Annotated in this window: 19 protein-coding genes; 10 read left to right on the top strand and 9 right to left on the bottom strand. The window is 70.4% G+C overall.

The window, feature by feature from the left end:
* Positions 1 to 10: 10 nt before the first annotated feature.
* The gene (locus ACF8NF_RS06765; protein ID WP_016446617.1) at positions 11 to 1,168 is read right to left on the bottom strand and encodes an ABC transporter substrate-binding protein; all 1,158 of its coding nucleotides are present in this window, start codon (positions 1,166 to 1,168) and stop codon (positions 11 to 13) included.
* Between the two features lie 197 nt (positions 1,169 to 1,365).
* Between ACF8NF_RS06765 and ACF8NF_RS06760 the strand changes: the two genes are divergently transcribed.
* Both ACF8NF_RS06760 and ACF8NF_RS06755 read left to right on the top strand, forming a co-directional pair.
* Entirely contained in the window at positions 1,366 to 3,444 is a 2,079-nt protein-coding gene (locus ACF8NF_RS06760; protein WP_392450307.1) for a molybdopterin-dependent oxidoreductase, read from the top strand.
* 90 nt (positions 3,445 to 3,534) lie between these two features.
* On the top strand, positions 3,535 to 5,301 hold the full coding sequence (locus ACF8NF_RS06755) for an ABC1 kinase family protein (RefSeq protein ID WP_392450306.1): 1,767 nt from the start codon (positions 3,535 to 3,537) through the stop codon (positions 5,299 to 5,301).
* Between the two features lie 252 nt (positions 5,302 to 5,553).
* On the opposite strand, the gene ACF8NF_RS06750 is transcribed toward ACF8NF_RS06755, so the two are convergent.
* The 3 genes from ACF8NF_RS06750 to ACF8NF_RS06740 form a co-directional block, all read right to left on the bottom strand.
* On the bottom strand, positions 5,554 to 6,528 hold the full coding sequence (locus ACF8NF_RS06750) for a tripartite tricarboxylate transporter substrate binding protein (RefSeq protein ID WP_016446620.1): 975 nt from the start codon (positions 6,526 to 6,528) through the stop codon (positions 5,554 to 5,556).
* Between the two features lie 81 nt (positions 6,529 to 6,609).
* Positions 6,610 to 7,623, bottom strand: a complete 1,014-nt coding sequence (locus tag ACF8NF_RS06745) for a TraB/GumN family protein (RefSeq protein ID WP_392450303.1) — start codon at positions 7,621 to 7,623, stop codon at positions 6,610 to 6,612.
* Entirely contained in the window at positions 7,620 to 8,642 is a 1,023-nt protein-coding gene (locus ACF8NF_RS06740; protein WP_026062874.1) for a fumarylacetoacetate hydrolase family protein, read from the bottom strand. Before ACF8NF_RS06740 ends, ACF8NF_RS06745 begins: the two co-directional genes overlap by 4 nt.
* A gap of 126 nt (positions 8,643 to 8,768) precedes the next feature.
* Between ACF8NF_RS06740 and ACF8NF_RS06735 the strand changes: the two genes are divergently transcribed.
* The 8 genes from ACF8NF_RS06735 (at position 8,769) to ACF8NF_RS06700 (ending at position 18,299) form a co-directional block, all read left to right on the top strand.
* A complete protein-coding gene (locus ACF8NF_RS06735; protein WP_012203056.1) occupies positions 8,769 to 9,548 on the top strand; it encodes an IclR family transcriptional regulator in 780 nt (259 codons plus the stop codon).
* Complete coding sequence (locus tag ACF8NF_RS06730; RefSeq protein ID WP_392450302.1) at positions 9,541 to 10,728, top strand: DUF3108 domain-containing protein; 1,188 nt, start codon at positions 9,541 to 9,543, stop codon at positions 10,726 to 10,728. Before ACF8NF_RS06735 ends, ACF8NF_RS06730 begins: the two co-directional genes overlap by 8 nt.
* 235 nt (positions 10,729 to 10,963) lie before the next feature.
* Complete coding sequence (locus ACF8NF_RS06725; protein ID WP_034363542.1) at positions 10,964 to 11,257, top strand: DUF3567 domain-containing protein; 294 nt, start codon at positions 10,964 to 10,966, stop codon at positions 11,255 to 11,257.
* A 238-nt stretch (positions 11,258 to 11,495) separates the two neighbouring features.
* Entirely contained in the window at positions 11,496 to 12,953 is a 1,458-nt protein-coding gene (locus ACF8NF_RS06720) for a nitrate/nitrite transporter (protein ID WP_392450301.1), read from the top strand.
* A gap of 13 nt (positions 12,954 to 12,966) precedes the next feature.
* Positions 12,967 to 14,508, top strand: coding sequence for an FGGY family carbohydrate kinase (locus tag ACF8NF_RS06715; RefSeq protein WP_392450300.1), 1,542 nt, complete (start codon positions 12,967 to 12,969; stop codon positions 14,506 to 14,508).
* The gene (locus ACF8NF_RS06710) at positions 14,505 to 16,187 is read left to right on the top strand and encodes an FAD-dependent oxidoreductase (RefSeq protein WP_392450299.1); all 1,683 of its coding nucleotides are present in this window, start codon (positions 14,505 to 14,507) and stop codon (positions 16,185 to 16,187) included. The genes ACF8NF_RS06715 and ACF8NF_RS06710 overlap by 4 nt, the downstream gene beginning before the upstream one ends.
* Complete coding sequence (locus tag ACF8NF_RS06705) at positions 16,181 to 17,731, top strand: FAD-binding oxidoreductase (protein WP_392450298.1); 1,551 nt, start codon at positions 16,181 to 16,183, stop codon at positions 17,729 to 17,731. The genes ACF8NF_RS06710 and ACF8NF_RS06705 overlap by 7 nt, the downstream gene beginning before the upstream one ends.
* A gap of 1 nt (position 17,732) precedes the next feature.
* Positions 17,733 to 18,299, top strand: coding sequence for a glycerol-3-phosphate responsive antiterminator (locus tag ACF8NF_RS06700; RefSeq protein ID WP_012203049.1), 567 nt, complete (start codon positions 17,733 to 17,735; stop codon positions 18,297 to 18,299).
* 8 nt (positions 18,300 to 18,307) lie between these two features.
* Here the strand turns inward: ACF8NF_RS06700 and ACF8NF_RS06695 are convergent, their stop codons facing one another.
* The 5 genes from ACF8NF_RS06695 to ACF8NF_RS06675 form a co-directional block, all read right to left on the bottom strand.
* Entirely contained in the window at positions 18,308 to 19,402 is a 1,095-nt protein-coding gene (locus ACF8NF_RS06695) for an AbrB family transcriptional regulator (protein ID WP_043820322.1), read from the bottom strand.
* A 71-nt stretch (positions 19,403 to 19,473) separates the two neighbouring features.
* A complete protein-coding gene (locus ACF8NF_RS06690) occupies positions 19,474 to 20,052 on the bottom strand; it encodes a hemerythrin domain-containing protein (RefSeq protein ID WP_392450297.1) in 579 nt (192 codons plus the stop codon).
* The gene (locus tag ACF8NF_RS06685; RefSeq protein ID WP_392450296.1) at positions 20,049 to 22,493 is read right to left on the bottom strand and encodes an adenosylcobalamin-dependent ribonucleoside-diphosphate reductase; all 2,445 of its coding nucleotides are present in this window, start codon (positions 22,491 to 22,493) and stop codon (positions 20,049 to 20,051) included. Before ACF8NF_RS06685 ends, ACF8NF_RS06690 begins: the two co-directional genes overlap by 4 nt.
* A 55-nt stretch (positions 22,494 to 22,548) precedes the next feature.
* On the bottom strand, positions 22,549 to 23,226 hold the full coding sequence (locus tag ACF8NF_RS06680; protein WP_016451950.1) for a carbonic anhydrase: 678 nt from the start codon (positions 23,224 to 23,226) through the stop codon (positions 22,549 to 22,551).
* Between the two features lie 21 nt (positions 23,227 to 23,247).
* A complete protein-coding gene (locus ACF8NF_RS06675; RefSeq protein WP_392450401.1) occupies positions 23,248 to 24,069 on the bottom strand; it encodes a peptidylprolyl isomerase in 822 nt (273 codons plus the stop codon).
* Between the last annotated feature and the right edge of the window lie 98 nt (positions 24,070 to 24,167).

Raw genomic sequence — 24,167 nt, 5'->3', positions numbered from 1 at the left:
AGCTGCAAGCCTACACCCGGACCTTGCCGTCGCCGGTCAGCATGGACAACTCCACGAAGCGCGGCTTGGCCGATTGCGGCTTGAAGGCCAGCGGGAAGCCGGCCACCTGCTGGCCGTGCATGGCGTCGAGCGCGGCCACCAGGCCGTCGCGCGTGGGCTTGCCCGAGGCCGAGGCCTGGCGCAGCGCATCGGCGAACACGCGTGCCGCCAGATAGCCTTCCATGCTGGAGTAGTTGGGCGTCAGCTTGCCGCCGCCCTTCTGGATGGCCGCCAGGAAATCGCGCGTGATCTGGCGCGAGGTCTGGAAGGGCGAGGGCACGACCTGGGTGACGACCACCCCTTCGGCATCCTTGCCCAGCGTCTGCGCCAGTGCCTGCGAGCCGACGAAGGAGACGTTGTAGAACTGCCCGCCAAAGCCCGCCTGGCGCGCGGCGCGCACAAAGGCCGCGCTGGCCGAGTAGGTGACGATCTGCACGATGACATCGGCGCCCAGCGGCACCAGCGTCTTGACGGCCGCCGCCACATTGTTCGAGTTGCGCTCCACCGTGGCCGCGCCCACGGGTTCCAGCCCCTTGGCGGCCAGCGCCGCCTTGACGCCGGCCAGGCCCGATTCGCCATAGGCATCGTTCTGGTGCAGCACGGCCACCTTCTTCAGGCCCAGGCCCGTGAGGTGCCGCACCATCAGCGCCGTCTCGTCGGCATAGGAGGCGCGCACGTTGAAGACCAGTTGGGCCAGCTGGGGCTGGCGCAGCGCGTCGGCGCCCGTCAGCGGCGCGAACAGGGGCACGCGCGCCTTTTGCAGCAGCGGCAGCGCGGCCATGCTGGTGGACGTGCCCACGTAGCCGAACAGCGCGAACACGTCGTCGGACAGGAAGCGCTGGGTATTGGCCGCGCAGCGCTCGGGCTCGTAGCCGTCGTCCATCACGCGCAGTTCGATGTTGCGCCGGGCAATGCCCCCCTGCGCGTTGAGCTGTTCGAAGTACAGCTTGGCGCCTTCATGGAAGGGCTGGCCGATCTGTGCCGCGGGGCCCGTCATCGGGCAGGACTGGCCCAGCACGATGGTGCCTCCCGCGTCCTGGGCGCGCACTGCGCCGGTCCAGGTGGCGGCAGCCGCCGTGCTGGCTGCGATGAACTGTCTGCGGCTGAACGCCGTCTTGGGTCGGAGCATGAACTTGCCTGTTTTTGTCACTGGAATCGGCGCCGTTGCTGCGTGCAGCCGGCTGCAAGGGTCCGCATAATAAAGACAAGCGGCGATTGCGGCATGCAAGACCGGCACCGCCCCTTGCTCGTGACGGCCTTTTCCTGTTTTTCCGGCTTTCACGGTTCTTTCGCAAAGTCCCCACCCTGTCCGAGACCGCTGCCACCATGTCCTCCGCCACGCCCCCACTCCAGGCCACCTCACAGGTCCTGGGCGCCTGCCCCCATGACTGCCCCGATACCTGCTCGCTGGTGACCACGGTCGAAGACGGCATCGCCAAAAGAGTCCAGGGCAACCCCGACCATCCGCACACGGGCGGCGTGCTCTGCGCCAAGGTCAGCAAATACACCGAGCGCAGCTACCACCCCGAGCGTGTGCTCACCCCGCTGCGCCGCGTGGGCCCCAAGGGCTCCGGGCAGTTCGAGCCCGTGGGCTGGGACGAGGCGCTGGCCGACATCGCCGCACGCCTGCAGTCCCTGGCGGCGCGCGATCCCGAAACCATCCTGCCCTACAGCTACGCAGGCACCATGGGACTGGTGCAGGGCGAGAGCATGGACCGGCGCTTCTTCCACCAGCTCGGCGCCTCGCTGCTGGACCGCACCATCTGCTCCAGCGCCGGGGGCGAGGCCCTGAACCTGACCTATGGCGGCAAGCTGGGCATGCGCGTGGAGCATTTCACCGAAAGCCGGCTCATCCTCATCTGGGGCAGCAACAGCATCGGCAGCAGCCTGCATTTCTGGCGCTATGCGCTGGAGGCCAAGCGCAACGGCGCACGCCTGGTGTGCATAGACCCGCGCAAGACCGAGACCGCCGACAAATGCCACGAGCACCTGCAGCTGCTGCCCGGCACCGATGCCGCCCTGGCACTGGCCCTGATGCACGAGCTGATCACGCACGGCTGGCTGGACCATGACTACATCGCGCGCCACACGCTGGGCTGGGAGGAACTCAAGGCCCGCGCCCTGCAGTGGCCGCCCGAGCGCGCGGCCCAGGTCTGCGGCCTGCCCGTGGAGCAGATCCGCCAGCTGGCGCGCGACTACGGCACCACCACGCCCGCCGCCATCCGGCTGAACTACGGCGTGCAGCGCGCGCGCGGCGGCGGCAATGCCGTGCGCGCCATCGCCTGCCTGCCGGCCCTGGTGGGCGCCTGGCGCCACCGTGCCGGCGGCCTGCTGCTGTCCGCCTCCGGCGCCCTGCCCGCGCAGCGCGCCCGACTGCAGATGCCGCACCTGCTGGGCGAGCGCCGCCCGCGCACCATCAACATGAGCACCATCGGCGACGCCTTGCTGCACGAAGGCGGCAACGGCTTCGGCCCGCGCGTGGACGCCATCGTGGTCTACAACAGCAATCCCGTGGCCGTGGCGCCCGAGTCGGCCAAGGTCGTGGCAGGCTTTGCGCGCGAGGACCTGTTCACCGTGGTGCTGGAGCATTTCATGACCGACACGGCCGACCTGGCCGACTACGTGCTGCCGGCCACCACGCAGATCGAGCACTGGGACATCCACGGCAGCTACGGGCATACCGACGTGCTGCTCAACCGCCCCGCCATCGCGCCGCTGGGCCAGGCGCGCAGCAACGGCCAGATCTTCCGCGACCTGGCCGCGCACATGGCGCGGCATGACGACGCCTTTGCCGCCGCCCATTTCCAGACGGGAGACGAGCAACTGTGCCGCGAAGCCTTCGAGGGCCGCGGCGTGGACTTCGACGAGCTGCTGGACAAGGGCTTTGCCACCCTGGCCCTGCCCGAGGCCCCCTTTGCCGAGGGCGGCTTCGCCACGCCCTCGGGCCGCTGCGAATTCACCAGCGCCGAGCTGGCGCGGCGCGGCATGGACCCGCTGCCCGACTACCTGCCCAACTACGAAACCGCCGAAACGGATGCGCGCTACCCGCTGGCCATGATCTCGCCGCCGGCACGCAACTTTCTCAACAGCAGCTTCGTCAACGTCAAGAGCCTGCGCACCATGGAAGGCCGCCCGCTGGTGGAGCTGCACCCCGACGACGCCGCCACGCGCGGCGTGGCCGAGGGCGACCGGGTGCGCGTCTTCAACGACCGGGGCAGCTACGAATGCCACGCCACCCTCAACGGCCGCGCGCGCCGTGGCGTGGTCAACGGCCTGGGCATCTGGTGGCGCAAGCACGGCGACAACGGCACCAATGTCAACGAGCTCACCCACCAGCGCCTGACCGACCTGGGCCGCGCGCCCAGCTTCTACGACTGCGCGGTACAGGTGCAGCGGCTGGCCTGAGCCCCGCCCCGGAGACGGGCGATTCCTGCGCAATGGCGTCTGGCGCATCGGCACAATGGACCGCATTGCCACCACCGACAGGAGATGCCCATGCTGCAAACCGCCGTGGTCGCCGTGCGCGACCGTGCCCGGCTGCAGGAAATCGTCGGCGTGCTGCTGCGCTTCGGGCTGGCCGACCTGGTCGACACGCTGGGCCTGGCCCGCTTCGCGCCGCGCGGCAGCCAGCCCCATCCCGAGCATCCGCTGGATGCCAGCCGCCCCGAGCGCCTGCGCATGGCCCTCGAACACCTGGGGCCGAGCTTCGTCAAGCTGGGCCAGATCATGGCCACGCGCTCGGACCTGCTCGCGCCCGAATGGACGGCCGCGCTGCAGCAACTGCACAGCCACGCCGCCCCGCTGCCCTGGGAGACGGCCCAGCCATTGATCGAGCAGTCGCTGGGCCTGCCCGTGGAGCAGGTGTTCACGCATTTCGATCCCGTGCCGCTGGCCTCGGCCTCCATGGCCCAGGTGTACCGTGCGCGGCTGCCTGCGGCCGAAGACCGGGATGACCGGGAAGGCCGGGAAAGCCGGGAGGACGGCAGCGGCAGCGACAGCCCCCCTGCGGCCCGCGCTGCCGACATCGAAGTCGTGGTCAAGGTCCAGCGCCCCGGCCTGCGCCCCCAGATCGAGGCCGACCTGCGCCTGCTCGAGCACCTGGCGTTGCTGGCCCAGGAACAATGGCCGCAGCTGGCACGCTACCGCCCGCGCGAGGTCACGCGCCAGCTGGGACAGGCGCTGCGCGAGGAACTGGATTTCACCGTCGAAGCCCACAACGGCGACGCCGTGGCGCGGCACTTCGCGGCCCAGCCCGAGATCGTCGTGCCGGCCATCCACTGGGCATTGAGCGGGCCGCGCCTGCTGGTGCAGGACTTCGTGCCGGGCGTGCCAGCCTCGGCCGTGGGCGCGGACCCCGCGCTGGACGGCCCGCTGCTGGCGCGCCGTGGCGCCTGCGCGTTTTTGCAGATGGTGCTGCGCGACGGCCTGTTCCACGCCGACCCGCACCCCGGCAACCTGCTGGCCCTGCCCGGCAACCGCGTGGGCTTCATCGACTTCGGCATGGTCGGGCGGCTGTCTCCCCAGCGCCGCCGCCAGGTGCTGGGCCTGATGCGCGCCCTGGTCGAGGGCCAGGGCCGCAGCCTCTCGGGCGTGCTGCTGGACTGGGCCGCCGAAAGCGAAATGCCCGGCCGCGCCCCGCCGTCGGCCGCGCGCATCGAGGCTGCCGTGGACCGCTTCGTGACCCGCCATGGCCCCGGCGCCAGCAACGGCCGCCTGGTCATGTCCCGCGCCCTGCAGGACTTCATGGCCCTGGCCCGCGAAACCGGCGTGGCCCTGCCCGCCGACATGGCGCTGCTGCTCAAGGCCCTGATCACGGCCGACCAGGTGCTGCTGCAGCTGGACCCGCAATTCGACGTGGTGCAGACGGCCACGCCCCTGGTCAAGGCCCAGCTGCTGCAGCGCTACTCCCTGCGCAGCCTGGCGCGCCAGCGCCGCGCCGCCATGGCGCAATGGATGGACCTGGCCGACGACGCGCCGCACACCCTGCGGCTGGTCATGCAACGATTGCGCTCCGGCCGGCTGCAGGCCGACCTGGACATACGCCACATCGACCGCCTCTCCCAGGCCCTGGAACGCGCCGCCACCCGCCTGGCCCTGGCCGTGGTCTCCGGCGCCTTCATCCTGGGCCTGGCCCCCGGCCTGCTGACCATGGGCCCGCGCCTGTGGGGCATCCCCCTCTTCGCCGCCCTGGGCGTGGCCGGCGCCGCCGCCAGCCTGGCTGTTCTTTTCACCACCATGCGCAGGCAGAAGGCGCTGGATTGATGGCTGGATTGATCGCTGGATTGGCGATCAGGAACGCCAAAAAAAAGCAGCACCAGCGCATCAGATCAAAGCCGGGCGCCGCCCCCAAAACCGCCACGGCCCAACCCAGAGACACCGAGGAAGGGCCTACGCCGGCCGCGCCGCCCCGCACCGAGGGTGTCGCCGGCTGCCCGTACGCCCCCTCCGCGAAGCGAGAAGGGGCGCCGTGCAACGGGCGACGTGCAACGGGAAGCGGCGCAGCCGCTCAGGGGGTCAGTCCAATTTGACGCCCGCGCTCTTGATGATCGCCCCCCAGCGCTTGGACTCCGCGCGCGACATGGCCAGGAACTGCTCGGGCGTGCCGGGCAGCGCCTCCATGCCGAAGTCCTGCATGCGCTTGACCACGGCGGGGTTGGCCAGGGCCTTGTTGAGCTCGGCGTTCAGGCGCTGCACCACGGCCGGGGGCATCTTGGCCGGGCCCAGGATGCCCTGGAAGGCATAGACCTCGGTATCGGGCACGCCGACCTCGGCCAGCGTGGGCAGCTCGGGCAGGCTGGGCACGCGCTTGCCCGTGCCGATGGCCAGGGCGCGCACCTTGCCCGACTGGATCACGGGCAGGCCCGAGGCCAGGTCCAGGAACATGCAGGGCACCTGGCCGCCCATCACGTCGGCCAGCGCGGGCGCCGCGCCACGGTAGGGGATGTGCGTCAGGAAGGTGCCCGTGCGGTTCTTGAACATCTCCATGGCCAGGTGGTGGGGCGAGCCGTTGCCGGGAGAGGCGTAGTTGACCTGACCCGGATGCGCCTTCACGTAGGCCAGGAATTCCTTGAAGGTCTTGGCCTCGAAGTTCGGGTTCACCACCAGCGCCATCGGGAAGCGGCTGATGCCGCCGATGTAGGTGAAGTCCTTTTCAGGATTGAAGGACAGCTTGCTGAACAGGTGCTCGTTGTAGGCCAGCACGGCGTTGTCGGCCGACATGATGGTGTAGCCGTCGGGCTTGGCCGTGGCCACGATCTGGGCGCCGATGTTGGTGGAGGCGCCGGGGCGGTTGTCCACCACGATGGTCTGGTTCAGCGTCTGGCGCATGGCCTCGGCCACGGTGCGCGCCAGCACGTCGGTGCCGCCGCCGGGCGGATAGGGCACGACCCAGCGGATGTTGCTGGCGGGCCAGTCCTGCGCCTGTGCAAAAGGCGCGGCCATGCCGGCCGATGAGGCCGCCACGGCGGCCAGGAATTGTCTACGGTCCATTGTTGTCTCCTGTGGGATGGGTGTGGATGGGTCCTGGCCGCGCCCTGTTGCTTTTGTTCATGGAGGCGGCGGCCGTGTGTTTCAGGGCGGGCTGGCTGCGGGGAACTCCACGCGCTGCACCTTGAAGCCCTGGGCCGCCAGCAGCGCCGGCAGGCCGCGCGTGCCCACCATGTGCAGGGCGCCCACGGCGGCGAACACGCTGCGGCCGGAACGGATCTGCCGCGCCACTTCGCGCGCCAGGCCGGGGTTGCGGCCATAGACCATGCGGTCGTAGTCGGCACGCTCGGCGGCATTGGCCATGCAGTCGCACCAGTCGGGCAGGCTCTCCAGCAGGTGGATGCGGCCATCGGCCCAGACGCCTGCGATCAGCCCCAGTTTCTGGGACGCGGTGCCGCTTTCCAGCTGGCGCAGGCCGGACTCCACCGTCTCGGCCACGCGCGCGGGGTCGTCCGAGACCAGCTCGCGCAGTTGCAGCTCGGGCGTCTCCAGGGACAGCACGGGCTTGTCCAGCGCGCGTGCCATCCCGGCCAGAGAGAAGTCGATGCCGTAGGCCGCGTCCAGTCCCTCGCTGCGGCCGGCCAGCGACAACAGGGTGATCACCTGGGCGTCGGGGCGCAGCACGGCCAGCTCGGGGCCGGCGCAGGCCAGGCGCCTTTGCTCCTCAAGCCGGCGCTGGAGATCGCCGCGCAGCGGCGGCGCATCGGGCCGCGCCTGCATGCCCGTGAACAAGACCTTCATGACCTCGGGATCGAGGATGTTCAGCTCCAGCGCCAGGCTGTCGGAGGCGCGCAGCGCGTCCGCCACCGTGGGGCCGGGCACGCTCCAGCCGAGCTTGGCCGCGTGCATGGTCCCGTAGAGCCAGCTGGTGCGGCCGCGGTGCTCGATGCGCCACAGCAGCCCGCGGTCCTGCGCCTTGCGCTGCAGGGCGCGGATCTCGTCCGGGCCGGGCATGCGCGCCTCGGGCGGGCAGGTGACGGGGTCCGCGGCCGGGGGCGCCGCGAATGCCGCGGCCAGCGGCGACAGCGCCAGCGCGGCCAGGCCGGCGCGCAGCGACCTGCCCGCTAGGCGCCACCAGGGTGCGCAGACGCGGCTCATTCGGCAGGCTCGACGATGTTCTGGTCGATGGCGCCGAAGATGCTCTGGCCGTCCTTGCCCTTCATCTCGATGCGGATGGTGTCGCCAAAGCGCATGAACTCGGTCTTGGGCGCGCCGTCCTGGATGGTCTCTATGCAGCGCTTCTCTGCGATGCAGCTGTAGCCCTTGGGCCACTCCATGCGGCGGTTCTTGCCCTTGCCGCTTTCCACGCCCTTGTTGCTCACGGTGCCGCTGCCCACGATGGAGCCGGCGCGCACATTGCGCGTCTTGCAGATATGGGCGATGAGCTGGCCGAAGTGAAAGCTCATGTCCTCGCCCGCATCGCACATGCCGACCTTGCGGCCGTTCCAGGTGGACTGCAGCGTCAGGTGCAGGCGGCCGCCCTTCCAGGCGTCGCCCAGCTCGTCCAGCGTCACGGCCACCGGGCTGAAGGAGGTGGCGGGCTTGGACTGGAAGAAGCCGAAGCCCTTGGACAGCTCATTGGGGATCAGGTTGCGCAGGCTCACGTCGTTGGCCAGCATGACCAGGCGCACGCCGCCCAGCGCACGCTCGGGCGTGGCGCCCATGGGCACGTCGGCGGTGATGACGGCGATCTCGGCCTCGAAGTCGATGCCCATGGACTCGCTGGGCACCACCACGTCGTCGCAGGGGCCCAGGAAATCGTCGCTGCCGCCCTGGTACATCAGCGGGTCGGTGTAGAAATTGGCGGGTACCTCGGCGCCGCGCGCCTGGCGCACCAGCTCCACATGGTTGATGTAGGCCGAGCCGTCCGCCCATTGGTAGGCGCGCGGCAGCGGCGCCATGCACTGGCGCGGATCGAAGGCAAAGGCATGGACCGCCTTGCCGCTGTTGAGCAGGTGGTAAAGGTCCTGCAGCTGGGGCGCCATGTAGCTCCAGTCGTCGAGCACCTGCTGCATGCGGCTCGCTATGCCGGTCGCATAATGGGCCTGGCTCAGGTCGCGTGACACCACGACCAGTTGCCCGTCCCGCGATCCGTCCTTGTATGTGGCAAGTTTCATGCTGCTCCCCCGTGCCGCCGCCGCGCGCCACGGCATCCGGGCAGCGGCCTGGATACCCATGGCGACGCAGCCACGAATTACGATAAGTTAAATTGATTTAACTAAACAAAACCAAATTCTATTGCAATGGACAAGGAACGCGCAGGGATTCAATCGGTCGAGGTCGGTTTTACATTGCTGGAGGCGCTGACGCGCGCCCGGGGCCCGCAGATGCTCAAGGACCTGGCGTCTGACGCCGGCATGAGCGCCGCCAAGGCGCACCGCTACCTCGTGAGCTTCCAGCGCATCGGCCTGGTTACCCAGGACGCGCGCACCTCCCGCTACGACCTGGGCCCGGCCTCGCTCAAGCTGGGCCTGGCCTCGCTGGCGCGGCTGGATCCCGTGCGGCTGGCGCGCGAACGCATGCCCGCGCTCATGGAGCGCATCCACCACACGGCGGCCATCGCCGTCTGGGGCAACCACGGGCCGACCATCGTGCACTGGGAGGAAAGCGCGCAGTCGGTCACCGCCAATCTGCGCCTGGGCGACGTCATGCCCATGCTGGCCTCGGCCACCGGGCGCTGCTTCGCGGCCTGGCTGCCGCGCGAGGTCACGGCCCCGCTGCTGGAGCCCGAGGTGGACAAGGCCCGCCGCATCCAGCGCAAGGACCTGCCGCTCACCCCCGAGGCCATAGACGCCATGCTGGCCGAGGTGCGCGAGCGCGGCACCGCACGCGTGGTCGATACCGTGCTGCCCGGCATCGTGGCCTTTTGCACGCCGGTCTTCGACTCCTCGGGCCATATCGTGCTGGGCCTGACCACGCTGGGCTCGATTGCCACCTTCGACCCCGAATACGGCGGCGCCATCGATGCGCCCCTGCGCGAGGCCTGCGTGCAGCTGTCCCAGGACCTGGGCTGGAATGCCTGAAATGCACCTGCGCCAGCGCGCCCTGCCCGCCCTCACCGCCGTGGTGCTGGGCGGCCATGCGCTGGCCCTGCTGGGCCTGCCGCTGTGGAACCAGGTATCGGCACCGCGCACCGAGGTGGCGGCCATGCAGACACGGGCGCTGTCCCTGCCCGAGCCACCCGCGCCCCCGCCCGCCGCCGCGCCCGAGACACCTGCGCCCGTACCCAAGCCGCAACCCCGCCCTCGCCCCAAGGTCCAGCGCCCGACACCCGCCGCGCCCACCGCACCCGTGGCCGAGCCGCTGGACACGCCCATCCGCGAAACCGTGGAGCCCTTGCCGATGGCCGCAGCGCAGGAGCCTGCTGCATCGGACGCCTCGGAAACCGCCCGTGCTGCTGCCGATACGGGTGCCGGCAGCGAGCCAACTCCGGCCACACCGCCGGCGCCGCCCGCTCCCAAGCCCGAACCCGAAACACCGCCCACGCCCTCGGCCGGCCCGGCCCAGGGCATGGCCATCACCTCGCCCGACGGCACGCCGCTGGCCTCCGACGCCCCCGTTCCCGTGCAACTGCCCGATCCCGCGCGGCTGTCGTTCGCCGTCACCGGCCAGGCCAAGCGCTTCAACTATTCGGCCAATGCCGAGCTGGTCTGGCGCCATGCCAACGGCCAGTACCAGGCCAGCCAGGAAGTCAGCCTGTTCCTGCTGGGCTCGCGCTCGCAAACCAGCGAGGGCCGCATCACCGACAGGGGCCTGGAGCCCAGCCGCTTCAACGACAAGGCGCGCAAGGAGCAATCGGCGCAGCTGGCGTTCGACCAGAACCTGGCGCGCTTCAGCACGGGCGCGCCCGACGCGCCCATCGCGCCCGGCGCGCAGGACCGGCTCAGCGTGTTCCTGCAGCTGTCGGCCCTGCTGGCGGCGGCGCCGCAGCGCTACCCGGCGGGCACGCAGATCAGCTTCATCACCGTCAGCGCGCGGCGCGCCGACCGCTGGACCTTCCGCGTGGGCGAGACCGAGACGCTGGAGCTGCCCTCGGGCAGCACGCAGGCGCTGCGGCTGGACAAGATCGCGGCGGCCGGCGATGACCAGCAGGCCTCGCTGTGGCTGGCGCCGTCCATGCAATACCTGCCCGTGCGCATCCGGCTGGCGCAGGACAACGGCGACTTCGCCGATCTGCAGCTCAAGAGCCGCCAGGCGCCATGACACAGGGGCCACCGGTGGGACACCGGTGATTTCCCGGTAGTCCTGCACTTGCAGCCAACGCCACCGCCCGCCTACCACAGCGCGGCCTGCGGCACACGCCGCAGCGCATGCCAATCCGTGGAATACTGCATGCAAGTGCCTGCGATAGATCGGGACCCCCACGGTCCTTGAAATCCGGTGCTTCGCAGCCATGTAGGCTGTGCGACGCCCGGCAACGGGCCAGAAAGGGAACACCATGCAAATGCTTTACGACTCCGAATCTTTTGTGGTGCTCCATCTGCGTCCCGACATGGATCCGGATGCAGCGGCCGGCGAAGCTGCGGTCGATGCCGCCCGTCAGCTGCCACGCCACGGCTTCGAAATCGTGGACAAGCGCTCGGGCAAGGAGGTCTATCTGGACGGCTCCTGGGCCGAGATGTTCCAGAAGCAGATCATCGCCTGGCAGCAGGACGCCCCCACCGAGGAAGAGGTCGAGGACGCCCTGGAGCGCTACGCCGGCCTGGCCCAGCAGCCTGTCGTGGTCCACTGACAGCACACAGCGCACGGTCCCGTGAAGGGACTTCGCGCCAGGCCCGCCGCAGGTTCTCTGCGGCGGGCCTTTTCTTTGGGCGCGGCCATTGCGCGCACCCTGGTGCTTTCACCGATCCGCAGGCTGCGCCTGCTGCCTAGAATCGCCGCACAGGTTCAAGATTTGAAGACCATCTGTGAGATGGTCTTGTCGCGCCTGTACGGTTTGCCGGCCTCTTGCAGAAACACAGGAGGCCAGCATGCAGACCAGCATCCACAGGGTTCGCGGCGTTCAGGATGTCATCGCCTACATCGACGCACGCCAGGGCATTTCAGGCCGCGCCGGCACCATCTGGTGGCTGGCCCTCGGCGGACTTTTCCTCGACGCATTCTCCAACTCCGCACTCAGCGTGGGCCTGGGCCCCATGACGCGCGACCAGCAGCTGACGCCGGCCGAAGTGGCCTGGATGACGTCGCTGGCCTCCTGGGTGTCCATCGCCTTCAATCCCATCGGCGGCTGGATGGCCGACCGCTGGGGCCGCATGCGCCCGCTGGTCATCGCCAAGGTGCTGGCCGTGGCCGGCGCGCTGCTGGTCAGCATGGCGCCCGACTACGCCACCATCCTCTTCGGACGCTTCTTCGTGGGCGCGGCCTATGGCATCGACTTCGCCATCGCCATGGCGGTGCTGGCCGAATTCACGCCCGCCCGCCTCAAGAGCCGGCTCAATGTCTGGCAGGGCATGTGGTACATGGCCGTGTGCAGCAACCTGGTGCTGGCGCTGTGGTTCCATTCCTGGGATGTGGGCGATTCGCTGTGGCGCTATTCGGTGGCTGCCACGGCGGTGTTCGGCCTGTTCATCCTGGGCATGCAGGCCGCGCTGCTGGTGGAAAGCCCGACCTGGCTGGCACGCAAGGAGCGGCTGGATGACGCCGCCCGCGCCATGACGCGCATCTACGGCGCACACGGCCAGCGCTTCGAGGCCGCGCCGCCCGCCGAACGCCTGCCCGTGCTCAACCCGGCCCGGCGCGGGCTGGCCAATGTGCTGCTGATCTTTCGCGGCATCTACCTGCCGCGCACGCTGCTGGCGGCCACGGTGCAGATAGGCCAGTCCATCCAGTACTTCGCCGTGGGCTGGTACCTGCCGCTGATCAGCGCCTCGCTGTTCGGCAAGGATTTCCGCGAGGCCACGCTGGGCGCGCTGGTGTTCAACGTGTTCGGCATCGTCGGCGGCTTCCTGTCGCCCGTCATCGGGCGCCGGCTGGGCCTGCGGCGGGCCTCGGCCTTCGGCTTTGCGCTGGTGTTCCTGATGCTGCTGGTGCTGGGCCTGTTCAACGGCCGCATGCCCATCTGGCTGGCCGTGGCCGTGCCCTCGCTGTTCATCCTCTTTCACTCGGGCGGGCCCGGCGCCAACGGCAAGAGCCTGTCCACGCTGTCGTTCCGCAGCGAGCTGCGCGCGGGCGCCAACGGCGTGATCGGTGCGCTGGGCGCCATGGGCGCGGCGCTGGGGCTGCTGGTGTTCCCGCTGTTCCGCCAGCAGTACGGGCTGGAGAACACCTTCCTCATCCTGTCCGTGGTGCCGCTGCTGGCCAGCATCGTCTGCTTTTCCATCCGCTGGGACCCCACGCGCACCACCGTGAACCCCGACGACGAGCCCGGCGCGCCCCAGTTCGCGGAAGACGCCGCCCCGCCCGCCAAGATCGCTCAAACCACCGCCTGAAAGAGACCACCCCATGCACCATGAAGCCGTGATCCTTTGCATAGACGAAGGCACCTCGGGCACGCGCGCCGCCGTCGTGGGGCGCGACGGGCAGGTGTCCGCCCAGGACTATCTGCCGCTGGAAATCCATTGCCCGCGCCCCGGCGTGGTCGAGCAGGACGCCGACCTGCTGCTGGAGCGCACGCTGGACGTGTGCCGCCGCGCCATTGCCCGCGCCCAGGGCTGCGGCCAGCAGATCGTGGCCCTGGCCATTGCCAACCAGCGCTGCTCGGCCGTGCTCTGGGACACGGCCACGGGCCGGTCGCTGGCGCCCATCATGGTCTGGCAGGACTCGCGCCACCGCGACGAACTGGCCCTGCTGGCCGGCGATTGGGATGCCCGGCTGATCCGCCACGCGGGCCGGCCCGTGGGCGTGCGTTCGCCCTACCTGTGGGCCGCGCGCAAGCTGCGTGAGGATGCGGCCGTGGCCCGTGCCTGGCAGCAGCGCCGCCTGGCCTTCGGCACCATCGACTCCTGGCTGCTGTGGCATCTGTCGGATGCGCGCGCCGTGGTCACCACGCCCACCAATGTGACCTCGGGCAACGCCTATGCATTGGGCGATCACCGTTATCTGCAGGACTGGCTGGACGCGCTGGAGTTTCCCGCCGAGCTGCTGCCCCGCCTGTGCGAGGACGTGCAGGACTTCGGCCGCACGCGCAGCGAGCTGCTGGGCCTGGCCGTGCCCATCCTGGCCTGCGCGGGCGACCAGCATGCGGCCGCCGTGGGCCTGGGCTGCCTGGAGCGGGGCCAGGCGCTGTGCGTGCATGGCACGGGCAGCTTCGTCGATGTGCTCACGGGAACAAAGCTGCCCGCGCATGACGCGGCCCATGAAAGCTCGCTGACCATGACGGCGCGCCGCATGGGCGGTGTCTCGCGCTATGCCATCGAGACCTATGTGCCCACCACGGGCTCGGCGCTCAACTGGATCTGCGAGAAGCTGCAGTGGTTCGACAACCCGCAGCAGATCAGCGCCTTGGCCCGCGAGGCCGAGACGCCGGCCGACCTGGTCTTCATCCCCGCGCTCACCGGCCTGCGCCTGCCTGCCATGGAGCCGGGCGCGCGGGCCTCGATCTCGGGCGTGTCCATGGCCACCTCGCGGCCGCAGCTGGCGCGCTCCATCCTCGAAGGCATTGCGCATTCCGTGGCCTCCTGCGTGCAGGCCGACGAGGCGGCCGCAGGCACCGAGGTGGGCGAGCTGCTGGTGGGCGGCGGCCTGTCGGGCAGCGATGCGCTGCTGCAGATCCAGGCCGACCTGGGCGGCCTGCCCGTGCGACGCCTGGCCGATACCGACAAGGCCAGCCTGCGCGGCATCGCCTTCATGGCCGGCAGCGCGGGCCTGCTGTGGGACGGGCTGGAGCAGGCCTGCGCCACGCTGCGCACCGAAGCGGTCTTCACCCCGCGCATGGCCGCCGACGAGCGCAGCGAGCGCCGCCGCATCTGGCGCGCCCGCGTGGGCGACGAACTGGCCCGCGCCCGGTCCCCCGGCCGCAGCGCCGCCCTGGAGGGCTGCGCATGATGCAATGGCCCTTTGGCAAGGAGCGCAGGGACAGCGCCGCACTGACCCAGACCGCGCCGCTGCAGCTGCAGCGCGCGGACCAGCTGGCTCGGCTGGGCGACGAGGCCTTCGACCTGCTGGTCATCGGCGGCGGCATCACGGGCGCCTATGCGGCGCTGGACGCCAGCCTGCGCGGCCTGCGCGTGGCGCTGGTGGAGAAGGACGACTTCGCCTCGGGCACCTCGTCCAAGTCCTCCAAGATGGTGCACGGCGGCCTGCGCTACATCGAGCAGGGCAACCTGGGGCTGGTGCGGCACTCGCTGCTGGAGCGCCAGCGCCTGCGCCGCAATGCGCGGCACCTGGTGCAGCGCCTGCCCTTCCTGTTTCCCGTGATGGAGCGCGACGGCGTCTTCGACGCCCGCCTGGCCAAGGCCTTCGGCAGCCTGCTGTGGACCTATGACCTGGCCGGCGGCTGGCGCGAAGGCATCCTGCACCGCAAGCTCGGCAAGGCCGAGGTGCTGTCGCACTGCCCGACCTTCCGCGAAGAGCAGCTCCTGGGCGGCTACATGTACTTCGATGCGCGCGTGGACGATGCGCGGCTCACGCTGGCCGTGGCGCGCACGGCGGCCTTCCATGGCGCGGCCGTGCTCAACCATGCCCGGGCCACCGCCATCACGCGCAACGCCCACGGCGGCGTGGACGGCGCCATCGTCCAGGCCGATGGCCGCGAGATCACGGTGCGCGCGCGCAGCGTGGTCATGGCCACGGGCGTCTGGCTGCGCGACTGGGATGGCCGCAGGCCCGACCAGCAGGCGCAGCTGCACGTGCGCCCCGCCAAGGGCGTGCACGTGGCCATTCCCTGGCTGCGCATACGCAACGACTGCACCGTCACCATTCCCGTGCCGGGCCGCAGCCGGCGCGCCACCATCACGCGCTGGGGCGATGTCTCCTACCTGGGCACCACCGACGAGGACTATGCGGGCAGCCTGGACGACGTGCACTGCACGCGCGCCGAGCTGGACTTCCTGCTCGAAGGCGCGCGATCGGCGCTCAAGGTGGACCTGTCGCCCGAGGACGTGGTCGGCTCCATCGCCGGCTGCCGCCCCCTGGTCGGCCCGCCCGGCGGCAAGACCGTGGAGATGAAGCGCAACCACGAGATCCATGTGGCCGGCGACGGCCTGGTCACCATCGTCGGCGGCAAGCTCACCACCTCGCGCCACATGGCCGAGCAGACCGTGGACGCCGTGGAAAAGCTGCTGGGCCGGCGCACGCGCTGCACCACCGCCTCCGCCTTCCTGCTGGGCGCGGCCGGCTACGACGCCCAGGCCATCACGGCCACGGGCGGACTGTCGGCCCACCTGGGCGAGCGCTACGGCACGGAAGCGCGCTTCGTCAGCGACATCCTCGACGCGCATCCCGCGCTGGCCCGGCCCATCGTCGAGGGACTGCCCCACACCGAGGCCGAAGTCCTCTACGCCGCGCGCCACGAAATGGCGCGCACGGTGGAAGACGTGCTCTCGCGCCGCATGCGCGCACGCCTCATGGCGCGCGATGCGTCGGCCCGCGCCGCAGCGCGCGTGGGCGACATCCTGGCCCAGGAACTGGGGCTGGCACCTGCGCAGATAGCGCAGCAGATCCACGACTACCGCCGCGCCATGGAGCGCGAAAAACAGATTTTGATGGGAGACATCCAATGCTGAGCAAAGACGCAATCGCCCGCGGCTACAACCGCCGCAACTACGTGGTGGGCGCCCCCACGACCCCGGGCTGGGCGGCGCAGGCCGCACCCGCAGCCGACCGCCCTGCCTCCGAAGGTCCTGCCTGCGGCCTGCAGCACGAACCCGTGGCCGTGCCCGAGGCCGTGCTCGCCGCGCTGCGCGCCGCCTGCGACCGCGTGCAGACCGAGCGCACCGACATCGTTGCCGGCACGCGCGACTGGTGGGCCCGCACCATGGTGGCCGAGACCTCGGGCCACCCGGCCACGCCGCAGGCCGTCATCGCCCATGCATCCACCGTGGAGCAGGTGCAGGCCGTGATGCGCATTGCCGATGAACACGCCATTCCCGTCACCGTCTCGGCCGGGCGCAGCAACGTCACGGGCGCGGCCCTGCCCCTGCGCGGCGGCATCGTGCTGGACCTGTGCGAACTCAATCGCTTCATCGCCATGGACGAGCAAAGCCAGATCGTCGAGGTCGAGGCCGGCATGTTCGGCGACGTGTTCGAGGAAACCATCCAGCGCCGCCACGGCATGACCATGGGCCACTGGCCCTCGTCCTTCGGCATCAGCACCGTGGGCGGCTGGGTGGCCTGCCGGGGCGCGGGCCAGCTGTCCACGCGCTACGGAAAGATCGAGGACATGGTCCACGGCATGGACGTGGTGCTGGCCGATGGCCGCCTCGTCACCGTGGGCGGCTACGCGCGCGCGGCCATCGGGCCGGACCTGCAGCAGCTGTTCATCGGCTCGGAAGGCACGCTGGGCGTGATCGTGCGCATCCGCTTCAAGCTGCACCGCCTGCCCGACCACGGCCGCGCCATCGCCTATGGCTTCGCCAGCTTTGCCCAGGGCCTGGAAGCCTGCCGCCAGATCCTGCAGCAAGGCGCCAACCCCGCCGCGCTGCGGCTGTACGACGCGCTGGAAAGCGGCGTGCAATTCGGCCGCAGCGACCTCAACGTGCTGCTGATCGCCGACGAAGGCGCGCCCGAGATCGTCGATGCCGTCATGGCCATCTGCGAACGTGTGTGCGCACCCTTGGGAGAACGGCTGGACGGTGCCGCCACCCTGGAGCGCTGGCTGGACACGCGCTACCTGACCGGCAAGAGCGCCGAGGGCTTCAAGAAAGGCCCGGGCTTCGTCGCCGACACGCTGGAGATGTGCGGTCCCTGGAAAGACCTGCCGGCCATCTACGAGGAAGTGGTCGCCGCCCTGCAGGCCATCCCCGGCACCCTGGCCGGCTCGGCCCACCAGTCGCATGCCTATGTGGATGGCGCCTGCCTGTACTTTTCGCTGCGCGGCGAGGTGGCCGTGGACCAGCGCGCCCAGTGGTACCGCGCGGCCTGGGACGCGGCCAACGCCGTGCTGCTGCGCCACGGCGCCACGCTCAGCCACCACCACGGCGTGGGCCTGCTGCGCGCGCCCTACATGCGGCAGTCGCTGGGCCCGGCCTTTGCGCTGCTGGAGGCCACCAAGCGCATGCTGGACCCCAAGAACCTGCTCAATCCCGGCAAGCTGGGGCTGGACCTCTGACATGGGCCGCCCGGACAACTCCCTGGGCGCGCGGCTGGCGCGCCGCCCCGTCATCGCCACCCTGTATGGGGCCGAGCAGATGGACGCGCTGCTGGCCAGCCAGGCCGAAGTCGCCATCGTCGCCAACATCGAACTGCGCCGGCTGCGCTCGGTGATCTCCACCATCACCGGGGCGGGCAAGATCGCCATCGTCAATATCGACAGCTGCGACGGCATCTCGCCCGACAAGGGCGGCGTGGACTACCTTGTGGACCTGGGCGCCAGCAGCCTGCTGTCCACGCGCGTGGCCACCATCCAGCGCGCCAACAAGGCCGGGCTGCTGACCATGCAAAAGGTCTTCGTCACCGACCGCTCCACCTGGCCGCGCAGCATCAAGGCCGTGGAGCAGAGCGACCCCAACCTCGTGCAGATCATGCCCGCCCCCATGCTGGCCCACATCACCGAGGCCGAGCGCCGCATCCTGCCGCCGCTCGTGGCCTCGGGCTTCGTCTGCAGCCAGGAGCAGGTCCAGCAGGCGCTGGCCGGTGGGGCGATTGCGGTATCGACCAGCGACAGTGGGCTGTGGTGAGGCGGGCCCTAGGCCGTGCGCGACGCGGCCGGCCCGCGCGCCTCCACCCAGCGGAACAGCGGCGCCACCAGCAGCAGCACGGCGATCAGCCGGCAGACCTGGAAGGCCGTGACCACGGGCACGCCCAGCTGCAGCACCTTGGCGGTGATGGCCATCTCGGTGATGCCGCCCGGCGAGGTGCCCAGCAGCAGCGTGACCCAGGGCAGGTCCACGGCCAGGTGCAGCAGCCAGGCAAAGCCCGCGCAGATCGCCATGAGCCCCACGGTGCCCACGGCCACGGAGCCCAGCCAGCGCGGCGCGGTGTGCAGGAATTCGCGCTTGAAGCGCACGCCCAGGCTGATGCCGATCACCAGCTGCGCCGCATTGACCAGGGCCTGGGGCACGGCCGACAGTTCCTGGCCGCACATGGTCAGCAGCATGGACACCAGCAGCGCGCCCAGGAACCAGGGGTTGGCCCGCTTGAGCCGGTCCATGGCCCAGGCGCCCAGTCCCGTGAGCACGGCCAGCAGCGCCAGCCCCGGCCATTCGACGATGCGGATGCTGGGAGGCGTCAGCCCCTCCAGCCCATGCAGGCCGCTCCACTGCAGCGCAAACGGAATGCTCACGGTGACGATGACCAGGCGCAGGCTGTGGCTGGCCGCCACCAGGTCGGTGCGCGCGTTCTCGCGCTCGGCCAGCAGCGTCATTTCAGAGGCCGCACCAATGGCGCCAGCGAAATAGGTGGTGGCGCGCATCTCGCCCGCCGGTATCTGCGGCATGCGCGGCGCATGCACGCGGTACAGCCAGGCGCCGAAGCCCCAGCCCAGCAGCAGCGCCCAGACAATGGCCACGGCAATCGCCCACCACAGCCCCGCGATCAACTGCACCACGGCCGGCGTGAAGTACAGGCCCAGCGAGGCGCCGATGATCCACTGCCCGCCGTTGCGCAGCCGGCCCGCGCTGGCCGTGGGCGCACCCAGGATGGAGGCCAGCGAAGTGGCGATCAGCGGCCCCAGCATCCAGGGCAGCGGCGTGCGCAGCCACAGGCACAGCTGGGCGGCGGCAAAGGCGCCCAGCAGGGTCAGTGCGATGCGAAGCAGGAAAATGGGGCGGCGCTCGGGCATGGCAGGCGAGGCGGGGCAGGTCCAAAGCCTGCGAGTATCGCCGCGCCGGCTCCCGCGCGCTGCCGGCGGCGCTATCTCCGTGACAGGTCCGCGCCCCGCCGCACCGCCATCTCGCGGCCCATGGCCGCCTGCGCTGCCTCTGGCAGCATGCCGCGCGCCTGCGGGTAGGCCAGCCGCTCTTCATTCTCGACATGGCTGGCATAGCAGGCCGCGAAGCGTTCGAACACCGCCTCGTCAGCCGCGCCAAAGCCCTGGCAACGGTCCTCGGCCATGTCCAGCAGCGGCTGGCGCGCCAGCGCCCAGTCGGCGCTCATCAGGCCGTGCTCGCGCTGCAGGCGCTGCACCAGGGCCACGGTCTGCGCATCGCCCTGCTCCAGCAGCGGCGGGAAGACATGCAACTCTTCGTCCTCATGGTGCAGCGGCGCCGCCTGGTCGAAGTAGCGCAGGATGTCGCGCGCCGCCTGGCGTGCGCTGTCGTCGCAACCTTTGGTCCGGAGATGCACGCGCAGCCGGTCCAGCAGCGCCAGCATGCGCAGCACGCGCTCGTGGCAGGCTTCGAGCATCTCGAAGGGCTGGTCGAAGCCCGTGCCGGGCGCGCGCCAGCCGGGCACAGCATCGCCCTGCGGGCGCGGGGCCACGGTAACTTTCACCCACAGCTCCCCAGGTTGCCGCAGGCCGTGCAGTACTCGCAGCCGTCCTTGCGGATCACGGCATGGGCGCCGCATTCCTCGCATTTGCGGCCGGCCATGACCATGGGGTCGGTGGCCAGGGCTTCGGACTCGGGCAGCGGCGATGGGGCGGGCGGTGCGCCGCTGCCGCGCCGGGCCAGGATGTTCTGCACCGCATAGGCGATGGCGGCCACCTCGGAGTCGTGCCACATGGGCACGCGTGTGCCGTCTTCGCGCTGGTGGGTGCCCAGGCGCACGGGGCCCCGGTCCCAGGCCACCTTGCGCATGTCGCTGAGGGCGCGCTCCAGGAAGCCGCCGCGCGCGGCGAGTGACAGCAGGCGCATGCTGGAGGTCACCCATTGCTGGGATTCGCCGCTCTGGCCCACGGGCATGAAGAATTCGATGGCGCGGTCCACCGTGCGGCCATCGGGCAGGACCACGGGCAGGAAGGAGACGACCAGGTACAGGCGCTTGGGGCCTTGCTGGGTCCAGTACTCGATCTTCTCGGCCACGGCGTCCAGCGCGCCCTGCGGGCGGCTTTCTATCACGGTGCGCAGCGGGTCGGGTGCGGAAGCCGCCGCTCCCGCCGGCGCGGGGGAGGCCGGCTTTTCAGCAGATTCGGGCGCATGGGTCTCGAGCACGGCGCCCAGGATGGTGTTGGGCCGGTAGGTGGCCAGGCCCTTGAGGCCGGCCTTCCAGGCCTGGCGGTACAGGTCCTTGAAGTCCTCGTAGGGATAGTCGGCCGCCACGTTGACGGTCTTGGAGATCGCCGTGTCCACGAAGGGCTGCACGGCCTGCATCATGGCGATGTGGCCGGCCGCAGGCATCTGCAGCGCGCTGACGAAGTACTCGGGCAGCTGCTGCACGTCGCCCCCCAGCGAGCGGTACAGGCGCCAGGCATGGTCCTCGACCGCGTACTCGGCGCTGCCACCATCGGCCGTGCGTTTCTTGCGCTTGTAGGTCCAGGAGAACGGCGGCTCTATGCCGTTGGAGGCGTTGTCGGCAAAGGCCAGGCTGACCGTGCCCGTGGGCGCGATGGACAGCAGGTGGCTGTTGCGTATGCCGTGCGTGCGTATGCGCTGGCGCAGCGCATCGGGCAGGCGGCTGGCGAATGTGCCTTCGGCCAGGTAGCCATCGGCGTCGAACTTGGGGAAGGCCCCCTTCTCGCGCGCCAGCTCCACCGAGGCGCCATAGGCCGCATCGCGCATGCGCTCGGCAATGCGCGCGGCCATGGCCCGGCCCTCGGGCGTGTCGTAGCGCAGGCGCAGCATGGCCAGCGCATTGCCCATGCCGGTGAAGCCCACGCCGATGCGCCGCTTGGCCTCGCTTTCCTCGCGCTGCTGCGGCAGCGGCCACCAGGTCAGCTCCAGCACGTTGTCCAGCGCACGCACCTGCACGGCCACGGCGCGCTCGAAGGCCTCGAAGTCGAACACAGGCTCGCCCGCGAAGCCGAACGGATGGCGCACGAAGCGCGTGAGGATGACGGGGCCGAGGTCGCAGCAGCCGTAGGGCGGCAAGGGTTCTTCACCGCAAGGATTCGTCGCCGCGATCTCCTCGCAGTAGCGCAGGTTGTTGTCGTCGTTGATGTGGTCCAGGAAGAGGATGCCGGGCTCGGCGAAGTCGTAGGCCGAGCGCATGATGGTGTCCCACAGCGTGCGGGCGGGCAGGGTCTGGTAGACCCACTGGCCGTCGGCGCGCTGGTGGGCACCCTGCTCCAGCAGGGCGGTGCCGGGGCGGGCGCGGTGCACCAGGTGCCAGGGCTGGTCTTCGGCCACGGCCTGCATGAAGGCGTCGCTGACGCCGACCGAGACGTTGAAGTTGTTCCAGCGGCCCGGCGTGCGCTTGGCGGTGATGAATTCGAGCACGTCGGGGTGGTCGATGCGCAGCACGCCCATCTGGGCGCCGCGCCGCGCGCCCGCGCTTTCCACGGTGGCGCAGGACTGGTCGAAGACGTTGATGTAGCTGCACGGGCCCGAGGCCAGCGAGGCGGTGGCGCGCACCTCGGCGCCACGGGGGCGGATGCGCGAGAAGTCGTAGCCCACGCCGCCGCCGCGGCGCATGGTTTCGGCGGCTTCGCGCAGGGCTTCGTAGATGCCGGGGTAGCCGCCTTCGTCCACGCCCTGGATGCAGTCGCCCACGGGCTGCACGAAGCAGTTGATCAGCGTGGCCTGCAAGTCGGTGCCGGCCGCGCTCATGATGCGCCCCGCGCCTATGGCGCCGGCCTGCAGGTTGGCCAGGAACAGGGCCTCGCATTCGGCGCGGCGCGCCTCGGGCTCGACCGAGGCCAGGGCGCGGGCCACGCGGGCGTAGAGCTCGCCCACGCCGGTCTCGCCGTCCTTGAGGTATTTCTCGCGCAGCACATCGAGGCTGATGGGCTGCAGATCCGCCGCGTCCTGCGCGCGGCCCAGGTTTTCGCGATGCATTGGCATGGCTCCCGTGTTGACTTGCCTGCCGCCGTCCCTGGCACTTGCTCGGGCCTCAGTCGACAAGCACTTGTCCATCATGCTCCACGTAGGGCGGGTACGGCCCGGTGCCGCTGTGCGGAGCTTGAGATGCCGCAACAAAGCGGCCGGTCTGGACATCGAAGACATGGACTTCGCCGTCTTCGATGACATAGTGCCACCCGTGCAGGCTGAGCTGCCCGGCCTCTACCCGCGATCGCACCATGGGATAGTCCATCAGCCGTTCGAGCTGCAGCACGACGGCGCGCTGCTCGGTGCGGCGCAGCGCCTCGGGGCCGGCCTGCACGGGCAGCACGGCCTCGCGGCCCAGGTCCAGCCAGCGCTGCAGGTTGCGCGCCTCGGGCGAGACTTCTCCATACAGGGCCTTGATGGCTCCGCAGTGGCTGTGGCCGCAGACCACGATGCGGCTGACCTGCAGGTTGAGCACGGCGAATTCGATGGCCGCCGCCGTGCCGTGGTGGCCGTGCGATCCGTCGTACGGCGGCACGAAGGCGCCTACGTTGCGCACCAGGAACAGCTCGCCCGGCGGCGCCCCCGTAAGCAGGTAGGGCACGAGGCGCGAGTCCGAGCAGCCGATGAACAGCGTGGTCGGGTGCTGGCCCTCTTCGACCAGGGTGCGGAACTGCGCGCGGTACTGCGGGAAGGCGTGCTCGTGGAAGCGCCGCAGGCGCTGCAGCAGCTCGTCGTCGGGCATGGGCACTGCGCCTTTGCCCGGCTATTGCACCAGCGGCGAGTCGGCCGCAGCGATGCGCACGCCCACCACTTCGGACTGGCCGGCCAGCAGCTGCAGGTACTGGTGGAGCGCGCTCACCCAGGTCTGCTGGTGCAGGGCCTGGGCGACGGCCGGGCGCGCCTGCTGCCAGTCGGGCAGAACGCCCGTCTCGCGCGCGCAGACCTCGACCACGTGCAGGCCGAAGCGGCTGTGCACCAGGCGCGGCAGCACGCCGATTTCCTGGGAGGCAAAGACATCGCGCGCGAATTCGGGCGCGCAATCGCTGCGGCCCAGCCAGCCCAGTTCGCCGCCATGCTGGCCGCTGGGGCAGTTGGACCATTGGCGTGCGGCCTCGGCAAAGCGCAGGCCGGCGTCGTCGGCGCAGCGCAGCTCGATCAGCAGGGCCTCGGCCCGCTGGGTGAGGGCGCGCACGTCCACGCCGGGCGTGACGGCAAACAGCACGTGGCGCAGGCGCACGCGCTCGCCCTGGGCGAAGCGCGCGGGGTTGGCATCGAAGTGGCGGCGGCAGGCGTCCTCGCCGGGCTCGGGCAGGTGCAGCGATTGCTCCAGCAGCTGCTCTATGGCCTGGGAGGCGCGCTCGCTGATGACGCCGTCGTCGCCGGCCGCATCATCGGCGCCCAGCAGGCCTTCGCGCTGGGCCGCCTGGCGCAGCAGCTCGGTGCAGGCGCGCTGGCGCAGTTCGCGCTCGGGCGGGCGCTGTCCGGGTGCGTGCAGCGGCGTGGCGTTGATGCGGGCCACCTCGGCACCGGCCTCGCCCACGGGCTGGAAGGCCGGCACTTCGGGAATCGCCGGGAGATCCCCCATCGGGGCAGAAGAAGAAGAAGAAGAAGAAGAAGGGGTGGGAAACGCGCAGCCGCAGTGGCCGCCGCCCGATCCGTTGCATCCATGTTCCATGTCGCTCT

The sequence above is a fragment of the Delftia sp. WSY_22 genome (assembly GCF_043104185.1).
GTDB classification, from domain to species: Bacteria; Pseudomonadota; Gammaproteobacteria; order Burkholderiales; family Burkholderiaceae_C; genus Comamonas; species Comamonas tsuruhatensis.
The sequence above is the reverse complement of the archived record's forward strand: the minus strand, read 5'-3'. Positions and strand labels throughout refer to the sequence as shown.